The sequence below is a fragment of the Allobosea sp. 05T433 genome (assembly GCF_056396065.1).
Window position 1 is genome coordinate 113,865 of record NZ_JBFTKS010000004.1, and the last position, 15,250, is coordinate 129,114.

General features: G+C 65.6%; 13 protein-coding genes. 11 read left to right on the plus strand and 2 right to left on the minus strand.

Going from position 1 to position 15,250, the window contains the following annotated elements; translation table 11 throughout:
* The first annotated feature begins 9 nt into the window (after positions 1 to 9).
* The 3 genes from AC1DGP_RS06905 to AC1DGP_RS06915 all read left to right on the plus strand — a co-directional run bounded on the left by AC1DGP_RS06905 (position 10) and on the right by AC1DGP_RS06915 (position 3,119).
* Positions 10 to 579: an NADPH-dependent FMN reductase gene (locus AC1DGP_RS06905; protein WP_441504962.1), complete on the plus strand. Its 570-nt coding sequence runs from the start codon at positions 10 to 12 to the stop codon at positions 577 to 579.
* Positions 580 to 736: 157 nt separating this feature from the next.
* Entirely contained in the window at positions 737 to 1,942 is a 1,206-nt protein-coding gene (locus tag AC1DGP_RS06910) for a diguanylate cyclase domain-containing protein (protein ID WP_441504963.1), read from the plus strand.
* Between the two features lie 229 nt (positions 1,943 to 2,171).
* Positions 2,172 to 3,119: a glutaminase gene (locus AC1DGP_RS06915; RefSeq protein ID WP_441504964.1), complete on the plus strand. Its 948-nt coding sequence runs from the start codon at positions 2,172 to 2,174 to the stop codon at positions 3,117 to 3,119.
* Positions 3,120 to 3,324: 205 nt separating this feature from the next.
* Here the strand turns inward: AC1DGP_RS06915 and AC1DGP_RS06920 are convergent, their stop codons facing one another.
* Positions 3,325 to 4,026 (minus strand): SDR family oxidoreductase, encoded by a 702-nt coding sequence (locus tag AC1DGP_RS06920; protein WP_441490571.1) that lies wholly within the window; start codon positions 4,024 to 4,026, stop codon positions 3,325 to 3,327.
* A gap of 113 nt (positions 4,027 to 4,139) precedes the next feature.
* Between AC1DGP_RS06920 and AC1DGP_RS06925 the strand changes: the two genes are divergently transcribed.
* From AC1DGP_RS06925 to AC1DGP_RS06960, 8 genes are all read left to right on the plus strand, one after another.
* The gene (locus AC1DGP_RS06925; RefSeq protein WP_441504965.1) at positions 4,140 to 5,030 is read left to right on the plus strand and encodes a LysR substrate-binding domain-containing protein; all 891 of its coding nucleotides are present in this window, start codon (positions 4,140 to 4,142) and stop codon (positions 5,028 to 5,030) included.
* Positions 5,031 to 5,485: 455 nt separating this feature from the next.
* A complete protein-coding gene (locus AC1DGP_RS06930) occupies positions 5,486 to 7,354 on the plus strand; it encodes an ABC transporter permease (protein ID WP_441504966.1) in 1,869 nt (622 codons plus the stop codon).
* Positions 7,354 to 8,487, plus strand: coding sequence for an ABC transporter ATP-binding protein (locus AC1DGP_RS06935; RefSeq protein WP_441504967.1), 1,134 nt, complete (start codon positions 7,354 to 7,356; stop codon positions 8,485 to 8,487). The genes AC1DGP_RS06930 and AC1DGP_RS06935 overlap by 1 nt, the downstream gene beginning before the upstream one ends.
* 32 nt (positions 8,488 to 8,519) lie before the next feature.
* Entirely contained in the window at positions 8,520 to 9,629 is a 1,110-nt protein-coding gene (locus AC1DGP_RS06940; RefSeq protein WP_441504968.1) for an ABC transporter substrate-binding protein, read from the plus strand.
* A 77-nt stretch (positions 9,630 to 9,706) separates the two neighbouring features.
* Positions 9,707 to 10,822, plus strand: a complete 1,116-nt coding sequence (locus AC1DGP_RS06945) for an ABC transporter substrate-binding protein (RefSeq protein ID WP_441504969.1) — start codon at positions 9,707 to 9,709, stop codon at positions 10,820 to 10,822.
* Between the two features lie 33 nt (positions 10,823 to 10,855).
* Positions 10,856 to 11,686, plus strand: coding sequence for an inositol monophosphatase family protein (locus AC1DGP_RS06950; RefSeq protein WP_441504970.1), 831 nt, complete (start codon positions 10,856 to 10,858; stop codon positions 11,684 to 11,686).
* Between the two features lie 166 nt (positions 11,687 to 11,852).
* A complete protein-coding gene (locus AC1DGP_RS06955) occupies positions 11,853 to 12,494 on the plus strand; it encodes a dual specificity protein phosphatase family protein (RefSeq protein ID WP_441504971.1) in 642 nt (213 codons plus the stop codon).
* Positions 12,491 to 14,152, plus strand: a complete 1,662-nt coding sequence (locus AC1DGP_RS06960; RefSeq protein ID WP_441504972.1) for a metallophosphoesterase family protein — start codon at positions 12,491 to 12,493, stop codon at positions 14,150 to 14,152. The genes AC1DGP_RS06955 and AC1DGP_RS06960 overlap by 4 nt, the downstream gene beginning before the upstream one ends.
* Here the strand turns inward: AC1DGP_RS06960 and AC1DGP_RS06965 are convergent.
* Positions 14,119 to 15,120 carry a LacI family DNA-binding transcriptional regulator gene (locus AC1DGP_RS06965; RefSeq protein WP_441504973.1) on the minus strand — a complete coding sequence of 334 codons (1,002 nt, stop codon included), beginning with the start codon at positions 15,118 to 15,120 and terminating at the stop codon, positions 14,119 to 14,121. The genes AC1DGP_RS06960 and AC1DGP_RS06965 overlap by 34 nt on opposite strands.
* Positions 15,121 to 15,250: the final 130 nt, after the last annotated feature.

Sequence of the window (15,250 nt, forward strand, 5' to 3'; positions counted from 1 at the left end):
GGTCGTCACATGCCAGAACCTAGAATTCTCGTTTTCGCCGGTTCCTGGCGCGAGGGCTCCCTCAACACCAAGCTCGCGACGCTGGCGGCAAGGAGGCTGCGTGCCGCCGACGCAGAGGTGAAGCAGATCTCGCTCGGCGACTATCCGCTTCCCCTGGTCGATGCCACCGGCTTCGGCAACGCGCCGCAGGCAGCCCATGAGCTGCGCGCGCTGATCGACGCGCATGACGGCCTCTACATCGCGAGCCCCGAATACAATGCCGGCTACGCCCCGGCCTTGAAGAACGCGCTCGACTGGGCATCGACAGCCAAGCCTGGCGCCCCCGCCAGCGGCCTTGCAGGCAAGGTCGTGGCGCTCGGCGGAGCTTCCACCGGCTCGCTCGGCGCCTATCGCGGGCTGACCCAGTTGCGAACCTCACTCGAACTCGGCTTCGGCGCGCTGATGGTGCCCGAGATGGTCGCCGTCAGTTTCGCCGACAAGATGTTTGATGCCGATGGCAACCTCACCGATGCGCGCAGCAGCGGTTTCTTGGATGCCCAGGTGGCCCGACTGCTCAAACTTTCCGGCAAGGGCCTGTAGTCGCGGCGGCGTGACGATCCGACGCTAGGGAAGTTCGCAAGTCATTATGCCTTCCACACGGAATCGTAACAGCTCGGCCCTATGAGCCGCGAACAAGAGCACTGGTCTCGACCCGGTCTCTTCCAGGACCTCACGGCCAGGGAGTTGCAGCACGCGTATGAATGGCCAGGCATCAAGCTATAGTTTGCCGCGCTGGCGCCTGACGCGCTGGCTGACCGATGCTGGCCCCGATGTGCCTGCCGACATCAGGGTCGCCTTGATTGGGAGCCTCTATGGCACCTTGCCGATCTTCGCCGGCGGCGTGATCAACACCATTGCCGTGTCGTTTCTGATCGCGATGCGGATTCCGACGTTGCCATTCGTGCTCTGGTGCGCCTTCGAGATCCTCTGCTGCGTGACGCGGCTCTTCGTGCTGCTCCTCGCCCAGACCCGGGCAAGGCAGGGCAAGGAAACACCGACGGATCTCTACATCCTGCTCGGCGTCGCCTGGGCCGGCGGTGTCGGCTACGGCACCTTCATCAGCCTGAGCAGCGGCGATTGGGTGGTGGCCACGCTCGCCTGCCTGTCGGCCGCCGCAATGGTCGGCGGCATCTGCTTTCGCAATTACGGGGCGCCACGACTCGCCGGAGTGATGATCTTCCTCACGCTCGGGGCCTGCTGCTTTGCCGCGCCCTTCCTCGGCGAGCCGATCATGCTGATCGTCTTCATGCAGATCCCCTTCTATCTTTTCAGCATGAGCCGGGCGACCCGCACGCTCAACAAGATGCTGGTCACGACGATGCGCGCCGAGCGCGAGAACGAGTTCCATGCGCGCCATGACATGTTGACCGGGCTCTCGAACCGCTCGGGCCTGACGAAGGCACTCGACGCGCATTTCGCCCGCGATGCCGGACAGAAGCGGCTCGCACTGATCTATCTCGATCTCGACGGCTTCAAGGCCGTCAACGACAGCTATGGCCATATGGCCGGAGACCGGCTGCTGCAGCTCGTCGCCGAGCGGTTGCGTGGCATGATCCGCACTGGTGATCTCGCCGCCCGGATGGGTGGAGACGAGTTCATCGTCTTGTCCGAGCAAACCGAAGCCGCGCAACTTCTCGGCTTCGGCGAAAGGCTGATCCGCGAGATTTCGCGGCCCTACGAGCTCGACAACAAGCACGAGGTCACCGTGGGAGCCTCGGTCGGGATTGCGCTTGCTCCGGACCACGGCACGGACATGATGACCCTGCTCGCTGCGGCAGACAGCGCACTCTATCAGGCCAAGTCGCGCGGCAAGTCGCGCTGCATGATCGCGTCGCAAAGCGAACTCGACCGGCCCTTCTCCGGCGCGCCGCTGCTGGTCAGCTCGGCCCGCCAGTTGCACTGAGCCCAAGATTCGCGGCTTGCTGCAGCTCGCAGCGCTCCTCCCCCACGGCATGTCGCCAAAGCGATCCTGGCCAGGCAATGCCGCACGCCCACGGCGTCATCCGGCAGCGAAGCATCGTCGCCCGCAGCACCGCAACGACGGCCCCTTGCAAGGTCGGTCTGGCGCGCCGCAATCTTGACCCCCCTGCAGCCCTCGGGCTTCCTGCCGTCCGGGAAAGCGGAGAGCGGCCGTGGCAGATATCGGACGAATCGTCCACGAGGTGGCCGAGGAGATGGCCGCCCATCCCGAACGGGGCGAGGTCGCGAGCTATATTCCGCCGCTCGCCCACGTCGATCCCGGACAGTTCGGCCTCTGCATCGTCACCTCCGATGGCGCAACGCATGCTGCCGGGGATGCCGAAGAGCCCTTCTCGATCCAGAGCGTCTCCAAGGTCTTCGCGTTGACCCAGGCGCTCGGCAAGGTCGGCGACACGCTCTGGCGCCGCGTCGGACGCGAGCCTTCCGGAACCCCCTTCAATTCGATCGTCCAGCTCGAGCGCGAACAGGGCATTCCGCGCAATCCCTTCATCAATGCCGGCGCACTCGTCGTCAGCGACGTCAATCTCGCCGGACATGAACCGCGCATCGCGATCGGCGAACTGCTGCGCTTCATCCGCTATCTCGCCGAGGACGAGACGATCGTCATCGACGAGACCGTGGCCCGCGCCGAACAGGAGACGGGTTTCCGCAACATTGCGCTGGCCAATTACATGAAGGCCTTCGGCAATCTGACGCATGCGGCGCCACTGACGCTTGGCGTCTATTTCCACCAATGCGCCATCGCCATGAGCTGCCGGCAGCTCGCCATGGCCGGGCGCTACCTGATGCTCGGCGGCCTGCATTCGCCCGGCGGAGCGCGGGTAATCTCGGCGCAAAGAGCCCGCCGCATCAATGCCCTGATGCTGACCTGCGGTCATTACGATGCTTCCGGCGACTTCGCCTTCCGCGTCGGCCTGCCCGGAAAATCCGGGGTCGGCGGCGGCATCCTGGCGATCGCGCCGGGCAAGGCCGCAATCGCCGTCTGGTCGCCCGGACTGAACGAATGCGGCAATTCCCGCCTCGGCACCCTCGCGCTGGAGCGCATTGCCGAAGCGACGGGCTGGTCGGTGTTCAGCCCATCAGGAGGCGGCCACCCCTGAGCGGTCGGCAGCATCCAGACAGCACGTCACCGGCCTGCACCTCCGCCCTGACCCGGGAGCCACTCCCCCCGAGGGCAACCGGGCAAGAGCCCTCTGTCGGAAGGAGCCTTCTGGGGGGAAAGGGCATTTCCGGGCGCGCCTGAGGGGGCCGCGAGCGTTTTCCGCAAGCCCCCCAAATGTTCAAGAGCCCAGCGCGCGCTGTTGCTCAGATCCCGCGCGTGATGCCGCCGTCGACGCGAATATTCTGTCCGGTAATGTAGCCGGCATCGTCGGAGGCAAGGAAGGCGATCGTGCCCGCGATTTCGTCGCTCCTGCCATAGCGCTGCAGCGGCACGCGCTGGCGTCGCTCATCGGTGGCCGGCAGGCTGTCGATCCAGCCGGGGAGCACGTTGTTGATGCGGATATTGTCCGCTGCGTACTTGTCGGCAAAGATCTTGGAGAAGGAGGCGAGCCCTGCCCTGAACACGGCCGATGTCGGGAACATAGCGTCGGGCTCGAAGGCCCATGCCGTCGAGATGTTGATGATCGATCCCGAGCGTTGAGCCTGCATGACCGGCGTCACCAGCCGGGCCGGCCGTACGACGCTCAAGAAATAGACCTCCATGCCGCGATGCCAGTCCTCGTCCGGGATCTCCAGGATCGGCGCGCGCGGGCCATGGCCTGCACTGTTGACGAGAACGTCGATGCGCCCCCAGCGGGAGACGGTCGCATCGACGAGGCGCTTGATATCGTCATTGGACTGGTTCGAACCGGTCACTCCGATGCCGCCGAGCTCATGGGCCAGGGCTTCGCCCTTGCCGGATGAGGACAGGATGGCAACCGCGAAACCGTCCTTGGCGAGACGGCGCGCGGCGGCAGCCCCCATCCCGCTGCCACCGGCCGTAATGATCGCGACTTTCTGAGTCATGGACTTTCCTCTGGTTGCCTGCTGCAGCTGGTCGTAGGCGACGAGGACGCCCCGAACCATGGATTTTCCGTGCGGTGTCCCTGTAGCGTTGCTACACCCTCATCATGTCACGAATGCCCCCTCTCGCGACCTTGCGCGCATTCGATGCGGCCGCGCGCCATCTCAATCTTCGCCTTGCGGCGGAAGAGCTGAATGTGACGCATGGCGCTGTCGCCCAACAAGTTCGCGCCCTGGAGGCCAGCCTCGGGGTCGCCCTGTTCGAGCGGGAGCCGCGCGGCCTCGCGCTCACCGCGGCCGGGCGGGCCTTTCATCCGCAGATCAGACGGGCCTTCGCACTTATCGCGGGCGCCATGGTCGCAATCGAACCCACGCAGGAACGCGAACGACGCGGCGTGACGGTCACTGTCACTCCCTCCTTCGCGGCAAGATGGCTCATTCCGCGGCTCGGGAAATTCTCGGTGATTGCGCCGGATGTCGAGGTGCGCGTCCTGGCGTCGGAATCGACCGAACGCCTCGGAGGACATGGCCTGCCGGATCTCGCAGTGCGTCTGTCAGCTCCGCCCTTCGAGCGCTCGCTCGATGCCCGGCGCCTGCTTGCGGACGATCTCTTTCCAGTCTGCAGCCCATCCATCGCCAAGACACTCTCGAGCCTGGACGACCTTGCAGGAGCGACGCTCCTTCACGACGCCCACGACGCATGGCCGCTCTGGCTGGAACTGGCGAACGCATCGACCCCACCAACGGTCGGACGCCGATTCAACCAGACCGCGCTGGCCCTTGCTGCCGCGCTTGACGGCCAGGGCGTGGCGCTTGCGCCATCTGCTCTCGTTGCGGAGGATCTCGCCGGGCAACGCCTGGCGGCACCATTCGGCACGGCCCTGCGTGTCGCGTCGGAGCGGGCCTTCTATCTTCTCACGCCGAGGCTCTCCCGAATGCGTGCTGAGGTCTCGAGCTTTCGCTCCTGGCTGATCGACGAATGCGACGCCGGCCTGGATGCGGAGTGACGGCCCCGCCGGGCTGCCTGGATCTGACGTCCGGCCCGCCCGGTTGAGGAGGTCGGACCGCCAAGAGCTCCCATGATGAGAGTGCTCCCATGACGGTTCCGCCGAGGCGGATGATCGCATCCGCCGGGCCGTAGCGGCTTTGGCCAACGGCGCCCGCCCAACGTGCTCAAACGCGAGGATCGCGTCGCAAACCACGGTCGAGGTTCACCACAACCTGCCCAGGTTCGCGCTTGCACGCATGTGCAAAATTGCGATTGACAGGCCTGCCGTTTGCGTTGAGCTTGATACGCAACGGATCGGGTCAAGCTGCGTGCAGCCCCACGATCAGAGCTAAATAAGAGCTGCCCCACAGCAGAGCGTTCTTTGCAAGGCTGTGCGGGGAGAGGGAGGGTACGATGGCCAAGACGTGTCCCGCTTCAGCGGGCGCCCGCCCTTGCGCGGAATAGGGCGCCTCGATGACCACCGGTAATGCCGTCGCGCCACGCCGCGAGAGTGGCCGGGAAGGGGCCCGGACGAATGCTATCCCGTCGCCGGCCTGGACATGTCGGCTGCGCTACCGGCTCCGCGTTGCGCTGCGCGAGCCGACGACCATCATCGGCCTCTTCGCCGCGCTTCTGTTTGCCTATCTCATCGTCGTGCCGGTGGTCTCCATTCTGCGCGATGCGGTGACCGTGCAGTTCGGCGACGAGCGCCGGACCGCCGCGGAGGTCGGCAGCCTCACAACCTATTACCTCACCCGCGCCTTCACATCGCCGGTGGCGGCGAACCTGTTCTGGCAACCGCTGCGCAACACCTTGATGGTGGCCGCCGGCGCCATTGGTATCGCCGTCGTCGTCGGCACGGCCATCGCCTGGCTGATCTGCCGCACGGACATGTTCGCGCGGCAGTGGTTCGCGACGGCCCTCATCGTGCCCTATATGCTGCCGGCCTGGACCTTTGCGCTCGCCTGGACGACGCTGTTCAAGAACCGCACGGTCGGCGGCCAGGCCGGCTGGATGGAGAGCCTCGGCTTCACCCCGCCGGACTGGCTCGCCTACGGCCAGGTGCCGATCACGCTCATCCTGGCGCTGCACTACACGCCGTTCGTCATTCTCCTCTTCGGGTCGGCGCTGCGCCGCTTCGACAGTCAGCTCGAGGATTCGGCTCGCGTCCTCGGTGCCGGACGCGGAGCTATCGCGCTGAAGATCATCCTGCCCCTGATGCGCCCGGCGCTGATGTCGGCGGTGGTGCTGATCTTCGCCAAGTGCCTCGGCGAGTTCGGCGTCGCCTATGTGCTCGGACTGCCGGTGAAGTACGACGTTCTCGCGACCTCGCTGTACCGCTCGATCGGTTCGCGCCAGACCGGCGTGGCCGGGGTGATTGCCGGCGCCATCATGCTGATCGGCATCATCACGATCCTGATCGACGCCTATCTGGTGCGCGAGGCGCAACGCTTCGTCACAGTCGGCGGCAAGGGCGCCATGAACCGGCCGGCGCGGCTCGGCATCTGGCGCTGGCCGGCCACCGGCTTCGCCGCGGGCGTCTACGCCGCCAGCGTCGGCGTGCCACTGCTGACCCTGTTCCTGTCGACGGTCATGCGTGTACCGGCGGATTTTTCATGGTCGAACTTCACCCTCGACTATTGGATCGGCTGGAATCTGCCAACGGTCGCCATGCGCACCGGCATCCTGCTCAGCCCGGACCTGTGGCAGGCGGCGTTCAATACATTATGGATCGTCGGCCTGGCCTCGACCTGCTCGGGCCTGCTCGGCATCATCACCGGGTATGTCGTGGTGCGCACGCCGGTCCGGCCACTCGCCGCCGTCCTGCGCCAAGTGACGTTCATGCCCTATCTCGTGCCGGGCATCGCCTTCGCAGCCGCCTATCTCTCGTTGTTTGCGGTGCCGCGCGGGCCGATTCCGGCGCTCTATGGCACCTCGCTCATCCTGATCCTGGCACTCATCGCCGACCAGATGCCCTATGCCTCGCGCGCCGGCATCTCCGCCATGATGCAACTCGGCAGAGATCCGGAGGAGGCGGCCCAGGTCGTCGGCGCAGGCTGGCTCGCGCGCATGCGCCTTGTCGTCGTACCGATCCAGAAGGGTTCGCTGATGACCGGCATCCTCCTGCCCTTCATCTCCGGCATCAAGGGGCTCAGCCTGTTCGTCATGCTCGCCGTGCCCAGCACCGACGTGCTGACCACCTTCTCGATGCGCCTCGTCGACTATCACTACACGCAGGCGGCCAACGCGGTCGTCCTGATCATCGCGGCCATCGCCTATTTCGGCACTCTGGCGGCGCAGAAGCTCACCAAGACGAACCTGGCGGAAGGACTAGGCAGCTGATGCCCGCGATCATCCTGGAAAACGCCAATAAGAGCTACGGCGCCGGTTCGCCCAACGCAGTGTCGAATCTCGACCTCGAGATCGCCAATGGCGAGTTCATGTGCCTGCTCGGCCCATCCGGCTGCGGCAAGACGACGACCTTGCGGATGATCGCGGGGTTGGAGAACCTCTCCGGCGGCGAGATCCGCATCGGCGAGCGCGTCGTCGACAGCATTTCCAAGGGCCTGTTCGTCGGGCCGGAAAAGCGCGAGCTCGGCCTCGTATTCCAGAGCTACGCGCTCTGGCCGCACTTGACCATCGAGCGCAATACCGATTTTGGCCTGCGCCTGCGCAAGGTGCCGAAGGCCGAACGCGAGGCTCTCGTCACCCGCGTCATGAAGGCGCTCGACATCGAAAAATACCGGGGACGGTATCCGTCGCAGCTCTCCGGCGGCCAGCAGCAGCGTGTGGCGCTTGCCCGCATGCTTGTGGTCAATCCGGGCGTATTGCTGCTCGACGAGCCGCTGTCGAATCTCGACGCCCGACTGAGGCTGGAAATGCGCGCCGAATTGAAGCGCATCCATGCTGAGTTCGGCACCACCATCGTCTTCGTCACGCACGATCAATGGGAGGCGATGACGCTCGCAACCACAATTGCGGTGATGAACGAGGGCTCGCTGCAACAGATGGGGACGCCGAACGACATCTATGACCGGCCAGCCAACCGTTTCGTTGCCGAGTTCGTCGGCAGCCCGCCGATCAACATTTTCGAGATCGGCGCTGCCTCGCACGACGTCGTCGGGCGGCACGCGGTGACCTTTCTCACGGCCCGACTGGGCCCCGATGCCGATATCGGCTCGCTCGGGCTCCGGCCCGAAACCATTCAGATTGCCGACTCGGCCGACGCGGTGCCTCTCGGCAACTTCGCCGACGAGGCGGTCGTGACCGGCATCCTTCCGACCGGTGGCAGTTGGATCGTCGAGCTGACTTCGGGCGGCAAGAAGACATTCGCGACCGCCAACGAGGCGCCGCGCCACAAGGTCGGCGACACGATTTGGTTCCACGTCCGACCGGCAGCGCTGCATGTGTTTTCGCGCGACGGCCAGCGTCTCCAACGTGCCGACGACGTCCTCGCGCAAACAGCTGTCCAATGAACGCCCCCAACGACAGAAAACGGGAGGGATCCATGCTTGTCATGACGAGGGCTGCACTCCGCACCGGCCTGGCGGTCGCCGCGTCGGTCGCTGCAATGGCCGCCATGGCCGAGGATCTGAAGCTGCTCGCGGAGCGTGCGAAGGCCGAGCCGCCGATGACGGTCTACGCCGTTACCGGCAAGATCGTCGATACGGCCAACGCCTTCAACAAGATCTATGGGCTTGGAGTCACCGGCAAGAAGGTCAGCGAGGCAGGCCAGGTGGAACTGCTCATTCGGGAGCATCGCGCCGGTGCCGCGCTCGCCTCCATCTCGCTTGCGGCCGACACGGCGTCGGTCGCGGCCGAGTTGCTGCCAAAGAAGGTCGTCACCTCCTACGTGCCCGACGACGCGGCGAACCTGTTGCCGAAAAATGCGCGGGATCCGCTGGTCTTCGTCACCGATCCGCATGTCTGGAGCTATAACGGCGCGGCATCGCAATCCTGCCCGGTCAAGAACGTCTGGGAACTGACCGAACCGGCATGGTCGCGTCTGGTGACCCTGATGGACCCCCTGGAGAGGCCGGCCTATGCCGACTGGTTCAACCAGTTGGAGACGCACCACGACGCCGCGATGGCGGCCGCATATGCGACGCATTTCGGCAAGCCGTTCGACAAGCGGCAGGGCTCGGCGACCGCCGCCTGGGTGAAGGCGCTGGCCGCCAACGGGCCACTCATCGCCGATTCGACCGCCGTCGCCGCCGCCGTCGGCGCGCCCGGACAAAAGCAGCCGTTTTTTGGCATGGTGCCGGTCGCCAAGTTCCGCGACAATATCGACAAGAAGTTCAGCCTGACGATCTGCCGCGACATGCAACCCTTCGCCGGCATGCTCTATCCCAGCATGGCTGTCGTTGCGGCCGGCACGAAGAGCCCCAACACGGCGAAGCTGTTCATCAACTACCTGCTGACCGAACCGGGACTCGCGCCGCAACTCGTCGACGGGAAGGTGCCGACGCACCCCAAGATCGCCTTGCCCGCTGATGAGCCCTCGGGCATCGGCCGTTCCCTCGACCGGATGATGGCGTGGGATCTGGCGTCGTCCGTGAGCGACCTGGAGCGCCGCCAGGATTGGCAGGACCTGTGGCGCGTCAACCTCAGGCGCTGACGGCGCCCTGCACGCGAACCCAACAAGCAAGCGGCGCGGGTGCAACAGCTCGCAAGCCGCACAAGGGAGGAACGACCATGAGCGCCTACTGGAGAGCACCGCTGCTGGCCGTTGCGTTGGCAGCCGCCGCCACTCCGACCATCGCCGCCGAGCCGCTCGACCTCAACAGCCTGATCGCCGCGGCCAGGAAAGAGCCGCCGATCACCATCTACGACAGCACCGGCAAGATCGTCGACATGGCCAAGGCGTTCTCGGCCAAGTACGGCCTCAGTGCCACGGGGCAGAAGGTGTCGGCCAACAGCCAGCTCGAAATGCTGCTGCGTGAGAGCCAGAGCCGCAACGTCAAGGGAGACGTGGCGCTGTTGACCGACACGCCGGCCGTCATCGGCCAGATGCTGCCGGCCAAGGTGCTGGAAAGCTACCTGCCTGCCGACCTCGCCGGCGAAATCCCGGCCGGCTATCGCGACCCGCTCGCCATTTCCGTCAACGCCAATGTCTGGGCCTACAACACCGAAATCCACGGCGCGACCTGCCCGATCTCCAATGTCTGGCAGCTGACCGAGCCGGAATGGAAGGGTCGCGTCGCCTTCATCGATCCGCTGACCAAGGGAACCTATACTGACTGGTTCAACCAATTGGCCCAGCACGGCAACGAGGCGCTCGCTGCCGCCTACAAGGCGCACTACGGCAAGCCGCTGGTCCCGCAGCAAAAGACCGCTGCCGCCGAATGGCTCGCGGCTTTGGCGAAGAATGCGCCGCTCGTGTCCGAGAATGACGACCGCATTTCCGACGCAGTCGGGGCGCCCGGGCAGAAGGCGCCGTTCATGGGGCTGCTGAGCTCCGCCAAGTTCCGCGACAACGCCGACAAGGGCTACAAGCTTGGCCTTTGCAAGACGCTTCAGCCTTGGGTCGGCTGGAGCTACACCAAGCTTGCGCTCATCGCCAAAGGCACCAAAAGCCCAAACGCCGCCAAACTCTTCGTCCGCTACATTCTGACGGAAGAGGGGCTGATGCCGCAGATGCAAGATGGCAAGCTGCCGACCAGCAAGGCGATCCCGGTCCCCAAGGACGAGCCATCGGGTGTTGCCGTCGTGCTGGACCGCCTGTTTCCCTACGACGCCAAGACAGGCCTCGACGACTGGGACAAGCGGCAGGATTGGCAGGATTTTTGGCAGATCCACTACAAGCGCTAACACACCGCGCCCCTTGAGCCGGAAGTCCAGACAATGCTGCATACGACGATCGCCGATATTGCCCGCAAAGCCGTTCTCGCCGTTCAGGAGCCGCTCACGGCCGCGTTTCGCGCCGGCATGGTGGTCGATTTCAAGCGCGACCGGCACGACCCCGTCACCGAGCATGACCGCCGCGCCGAGGCGGTGATCCGCGATCTCGTGTTCCGGGAGGTTCCCGACTCGACCTTTGTCGGCGAGGAAGGCGGCTCGGTCGGGAGCGGCGCGGTGCACTGGTATGTCGATCCGATCGACGGTACGGCCAATTTCGCCAGCGGGATGGCGTTCTGGTGCACGTCGGTGGCAGCGGTGGTCGACGGCGAGACCGTCGCCGGGGCCATCCTCGATCCGATCGGTGGCAACCTGTTCCTCGCCGATCGGAACGGGGCCTGGCTCAACGGGCAACCGCTCGCCAGCCGTGCCGCCCCCGACGAGGCCAACGCCGTACTGATCACCGGCTATCCGGTGCCGCGCGACTTCCGCAACGACGGCGAAGCGGTCGCGCTCGGCCGTTTCGGCGAACTGACACGCACCTTCGCGACCCTGCGACGACCGGGTAGCGCCGCACTCAGCATCGCCCATGTCGCGGCCGGCTGGGTCGACGCCGCCGCCGGTTTCGGCGTCAACGCCTGGGACGTCACCGCCGCCATCCTGATCCTAGAGAAGGCGGGCGGCCGCTACACCCCGCACGACCTCGGCAAGGTCGCGCCGACCGCGCCGGCGTTCCTCCACCCGGGCTATGTCGCTGTAGGCGCAGGGGCGAATTATCCGACGCTCGATCGCGTCGCGCGCGAGATCTCCGAAGGGCGAAGGCGACGCGTCGCCTAGATGGCCGTGCCGTTGCGGCGGCGCGGTCACCGCAGGAGTGGACTGCGTCATCGCATCTGCACGAGCGGCTGCGAGCGAGCGATAATGAACAGCTGTGCAAACTCATTCGATCCGGAATTGGCGAGTACCCCTTATGGCTCCGACAAGAGACGTTGCTGCCCCTGAAATGCCCACGCCCCGCTATGACCGGCCGCACATCTCGCGCGTCTACGAGAACCTGCCCGGCTATGGCATCGATCTCTATGTCGGCGGGCGTGAAGGCGCATCCGATATCCCGCTGCTGAAGCGGCACGGAATCACCACGGTGCTCAACTGCGCCGTCAATCTCGACTTCAACTACGTGGCCGAGCCGGCGCCGGACGCGCTGAACGACGTCGATTTCGGGCATGCCCCGATCCGCTACTACAAGCTTGGTATCGTTGACGGACCGGGCAACCCGCAAACCATGATGCTGGCCGGCTATTTTCAGCTGAAGGGCGCACTCGACCAGATTCTGCCGGAGAAGCCATCCTATTCCGTGCGCGAGCGCGGCAATGTGCTGGTCAGCTGCCGGGCCGGGCGCTCGCGTTCCGTCATCCTGGTGGCGCTCTTTCTGCATCTGCGTCTCCCAGCGGAGTTTCCCACCCTGGAGGACGCCATCAATTACGTTCGCGGCAAGCGCGAACTCCGTCCCGACGAGTGGCATGAGACGCCCAAGCCCATGCTGATCGCCGCCGCCGCGCGGACTGCTCGCTGGGCGCGCATGATCGAGGACGACATCGCCGCGCACCCGGAAGAGCATGGCCCTCTGCCGGAGTTGGCTGATTGAACCCAACATACCGCATCGCCGTCATCGCCGACCCGCATGTGCATGACGTCGCCTGGCGACCAGCGGGGGCGGGGCTTACGGGCGCAGTGCGCAGCTGGGCCGATACAGCTGCGTCCACCCGCGTATTCAACGAGAGCCTTCCTGCCTTCCGCGCCGCGCTCGATTGCGCTGTTGCGGAAGGCGCGAGGCTTGTCATCGTTCCCGGCGATCTCACCGACGATGGTCAGCGGCACAATATCGAAGTCGCCGTCGCGCTCATCGCCGAGTACGAGCGTCGCCATGGCCTGCGCGTATTCATGACACCCGGCAATCACGATTTCTGGGCGCTGAAGGGCCGGCCGCAGCGCAAGGAGTTCGTCGGGCGCGACGGCAGCCGGGTCATCGTCGGGAGCCACGCCGCACCGGGTGGCGCCGCGATCTCGTCGCCGGAGACTGCCATGCTCGGCGCGCCCGAGGCGCTGACGCTCATGGCCGATCTCGGCTTCCAACCTCGCACCGACGACCTGCATTTTGAAACGCCGTTTGGCAGCGATGCCCGTTGGAGCTCGCGAACGGTCCGTGCCGCCAGCCCTGACGGAGCCAAGAGCTTTGATATGATCGACGCATCATATCTGATCGAGCCCGTTGCGGGGTTGTGGCTGCTCTCCATCGACGCCAACATCGTCGCGCCGCGCGACGGGGCAACTGATCTCGATGATCCCGCGCAGATGCTCGATCCCTCGGATGGCGGGTGGTCTGCAGTGTTGCGCACGCGTCCGCATCTGCTCCCCTGGATGCGCGACGTCGCCGAGCGAGCGCGGCGCGGCGGCAAGGCTCTCGTCGCATTCTCGCATTATCCGGTGCTGGACGCACTCGCCGGCGCCTCGGCATTGGAGTGCACACTTTTCCCAAGTTCCGGCCTCGCCCGGCGCGCGCCGACCATGGAGGTGGCGCGGTGCTTCACCGAGACCGGCGTGCGTCTTCACCTCTCCGGCCATCTGCACGTGAACGATACCGCCGTGTTCCGGGACGAATATGGGGGCTTCTTCAACATCGCCGTGCCATCGCCGGTCGGCTTCGCTCCGGCGATGAAGCTGCTCGATGTCACCACGGACCACGTGCGGTTACGCACCATCCGTCTCGACGACGTGCCCGGTCACGATGCCGCGTTCGATGACTATAGCCGCGAGGCGGGCGCCGCCGGCGATCCGTCACCGAAGGCTGTCAGCGCCGGCGGCCATCTTGGCTTTCTCGACCGTCATCTGTGCGCCCTCGTCGGCGCCCGTTACATGGCACGCGAATGGCCGCGCGATATGGCGGAGTTCGCACGCACCCACCGCTTCGCCGATCTGGAGAGACTGCTCTGGCCACAGGCAACGCCGGCTGCCAGCACGGGTGACATAGCCCTGACCGCCCTCGCCGAGGACTGGTACCGCTTGCGCAAGGCAGCAGACCTCGCGCTCGATCTGGTGCCTGAAGCGCGCCTTGCCGTCTATCGCCGCTGGATCGACGAACTGCATCATGCCGAAGCCATGGGGCTGGCCGGGCGGCTCATCGCCTTCATCAGCCTGCTCGGGCGCTATCTCGACCGCATGCCGACCCTTGATGTCGCGCTGGATCTCAAGGCGCTCGTCGTCACGCCGTCTCAGGGGCGGACACTGCGCCGCCAGACCGTCTGAGCCGGCAGGTTGATGGGGCCTTCGACCAGGCAGCCGCCCTCCAGGATTGTTGCGATATGGTCGGCCATGCTGTCGAGTGGCTGGCGGAAGGTCGTCAGCTCGTAGGCAGCCCAGCCGGCCTGCGGTATATCGTCGAAGCCGATGACACAGAGATCCTCGGGGACGCGCCGGCCAAATTCCTTCCGCGCCGCATCCATGAAGCCCAATGCCAGCAGGTCGGTGACGCAGAAGACGCCATCCGGCCGCGCCGCCGAGGCGAAAAGCTGACGCGCCGTCTCAGCGCCCGTGGCGTAACCCGTCGGGCCGAAACGGCACAGCTGCACGTCGACCCCGGCCTTGGCGGCAGCAACCGAAAGACTGACTTCGCGCGCCACGATGCTGGGCGTGCCGGCGGTCGAACTGACGACAGCGATGCGCTCGCAGCCAGCGCGCCGCAGCATCATCAGCGCCTCGGCAGCGGCGCCGGAACTGTCGACGAGGATCTGCTGGGTTCCTTCGAGCAGATCGTCGCGATTGATCAGGATGACGCGCTGGCCGTTGGCGACGCAGGTCTCCACGAGCGAGGATGAAGGACTGCCCGACACGACCACGGTGGCGTCCGCGCGGTAATTGAGCGTCTGGCGTAACGCGGCCTCTGTCGCTTCCGCCTGCCCCGCCGTGTTCAAGACCATCACGACCTTGCCCATGGCTTGCAGCCGCCGCGTCACCACATCGAGCAAGGCCGACTGGTAAGGCGTGGCGATTTCGCCGATCAAAAGGCAGACGATGCCGGATTGCTGGCTGGTCAGGCCGCGAGCCAGATGGTTGACGTGATAGCCGAGGTCTGCGGCTGCCCGGAGCACCTTGGCGCGCGTAGACTCCGACACGCTGGCGCCCTCGGTGAAGGTGCGCGACACCGCCGAACGCGACACGCCGGCGCGATCGGCGACTTGCTGGGCGTTGATCGGCGGACGAATCGGCTTGTTCATAGGGAACCCTTTGGCGCGCTCCTGTGCAAATTTGCACAGGGCTCCCAAAAATGGAACCGAACGAGGTCTCCACCAGCAGAAATTATTGTTAGATCGTAATAATTTCTGCTGAACGCAAGCATGTGCAGAC

Coding starts and splice junctions, on each gene's coding strand:
- AC1DGP_RS06905 (WP_441504962.1), top strand. CDS start 10: ATGCCAGAACCTAGAATTCTCGTTTTCGCCGGTTCCTGGCGCGAGGGC.
- AC1DGP_RS06910 (WP_441504963.1), top strand. CDS start 737: ATGAATGGCCAGGCATCAAGCTATAGTTTGCCGCGCTGGCGCCTGACG.
- AC1DGP_RS06920 (WP_441490571.1), bottom strand. CDS start 4,026: ATGACTCAGAAAGTCGCGATCATTACGGCCGGTGGCAGCGGGATGGGG.
- AC1DGP_RS06925 (WP_441504965.1), top strand. CDS start 4,140: ATGCCCCCTCTCGCGACCTTGCGCGCATTCGATGCGGCCGCGCGCCAT.
- AC1DGP_RS06930 (WP_441504966.1), top strand. CDS start 5,486: ATGACCACCGGTAATGCCGTCGCGCCACGCCGCGAGAGTGGCCGGGAA.
- AC1DGP_RS06935 (WP_441504967.1), top strand. CDS start 7,354: ATGCCCGCGATCATCCTGGAAAACGCCAATAAGAGCTACGGCGCCGGT.
- AC1DGP_RS06940 (WP_441504968.1), top strand. CDS start 8,520: ATGCTTGTCATGACGAGGGCTGCACTCCGCACCGGCCTGGCGGTCGCC.
- AC1DGP_RS06945 (WP_441504969.1), top strand. CDS start 9,707: ATGAGCGCCTACTGGAGAGCACCGCTGCTGGCCGTTGCGTTGGCAGCC.
- AC1DGP_RS06950 (WP_441504970.1), top strand. CDS start 10,856: ATGCTGCATACGACGATCGCCGATATTGCCCGCAAAGCCGTTCTCGCC.
- AC1DGP_RS06955 (WP_441504971.1), top strand. CDS start 11,853: ATGCCCACGCCCCGCTATGACCGGCCGCACATCTCGCGCGTCTACGAG.
- AC1DGP_RS06965 (WP_441504973.1), bottom strand. CDS start 15,120: ATGAACAAGCCGATTCGTCCGCCGATCAACGCCCAGCAAGTCGCCGAT.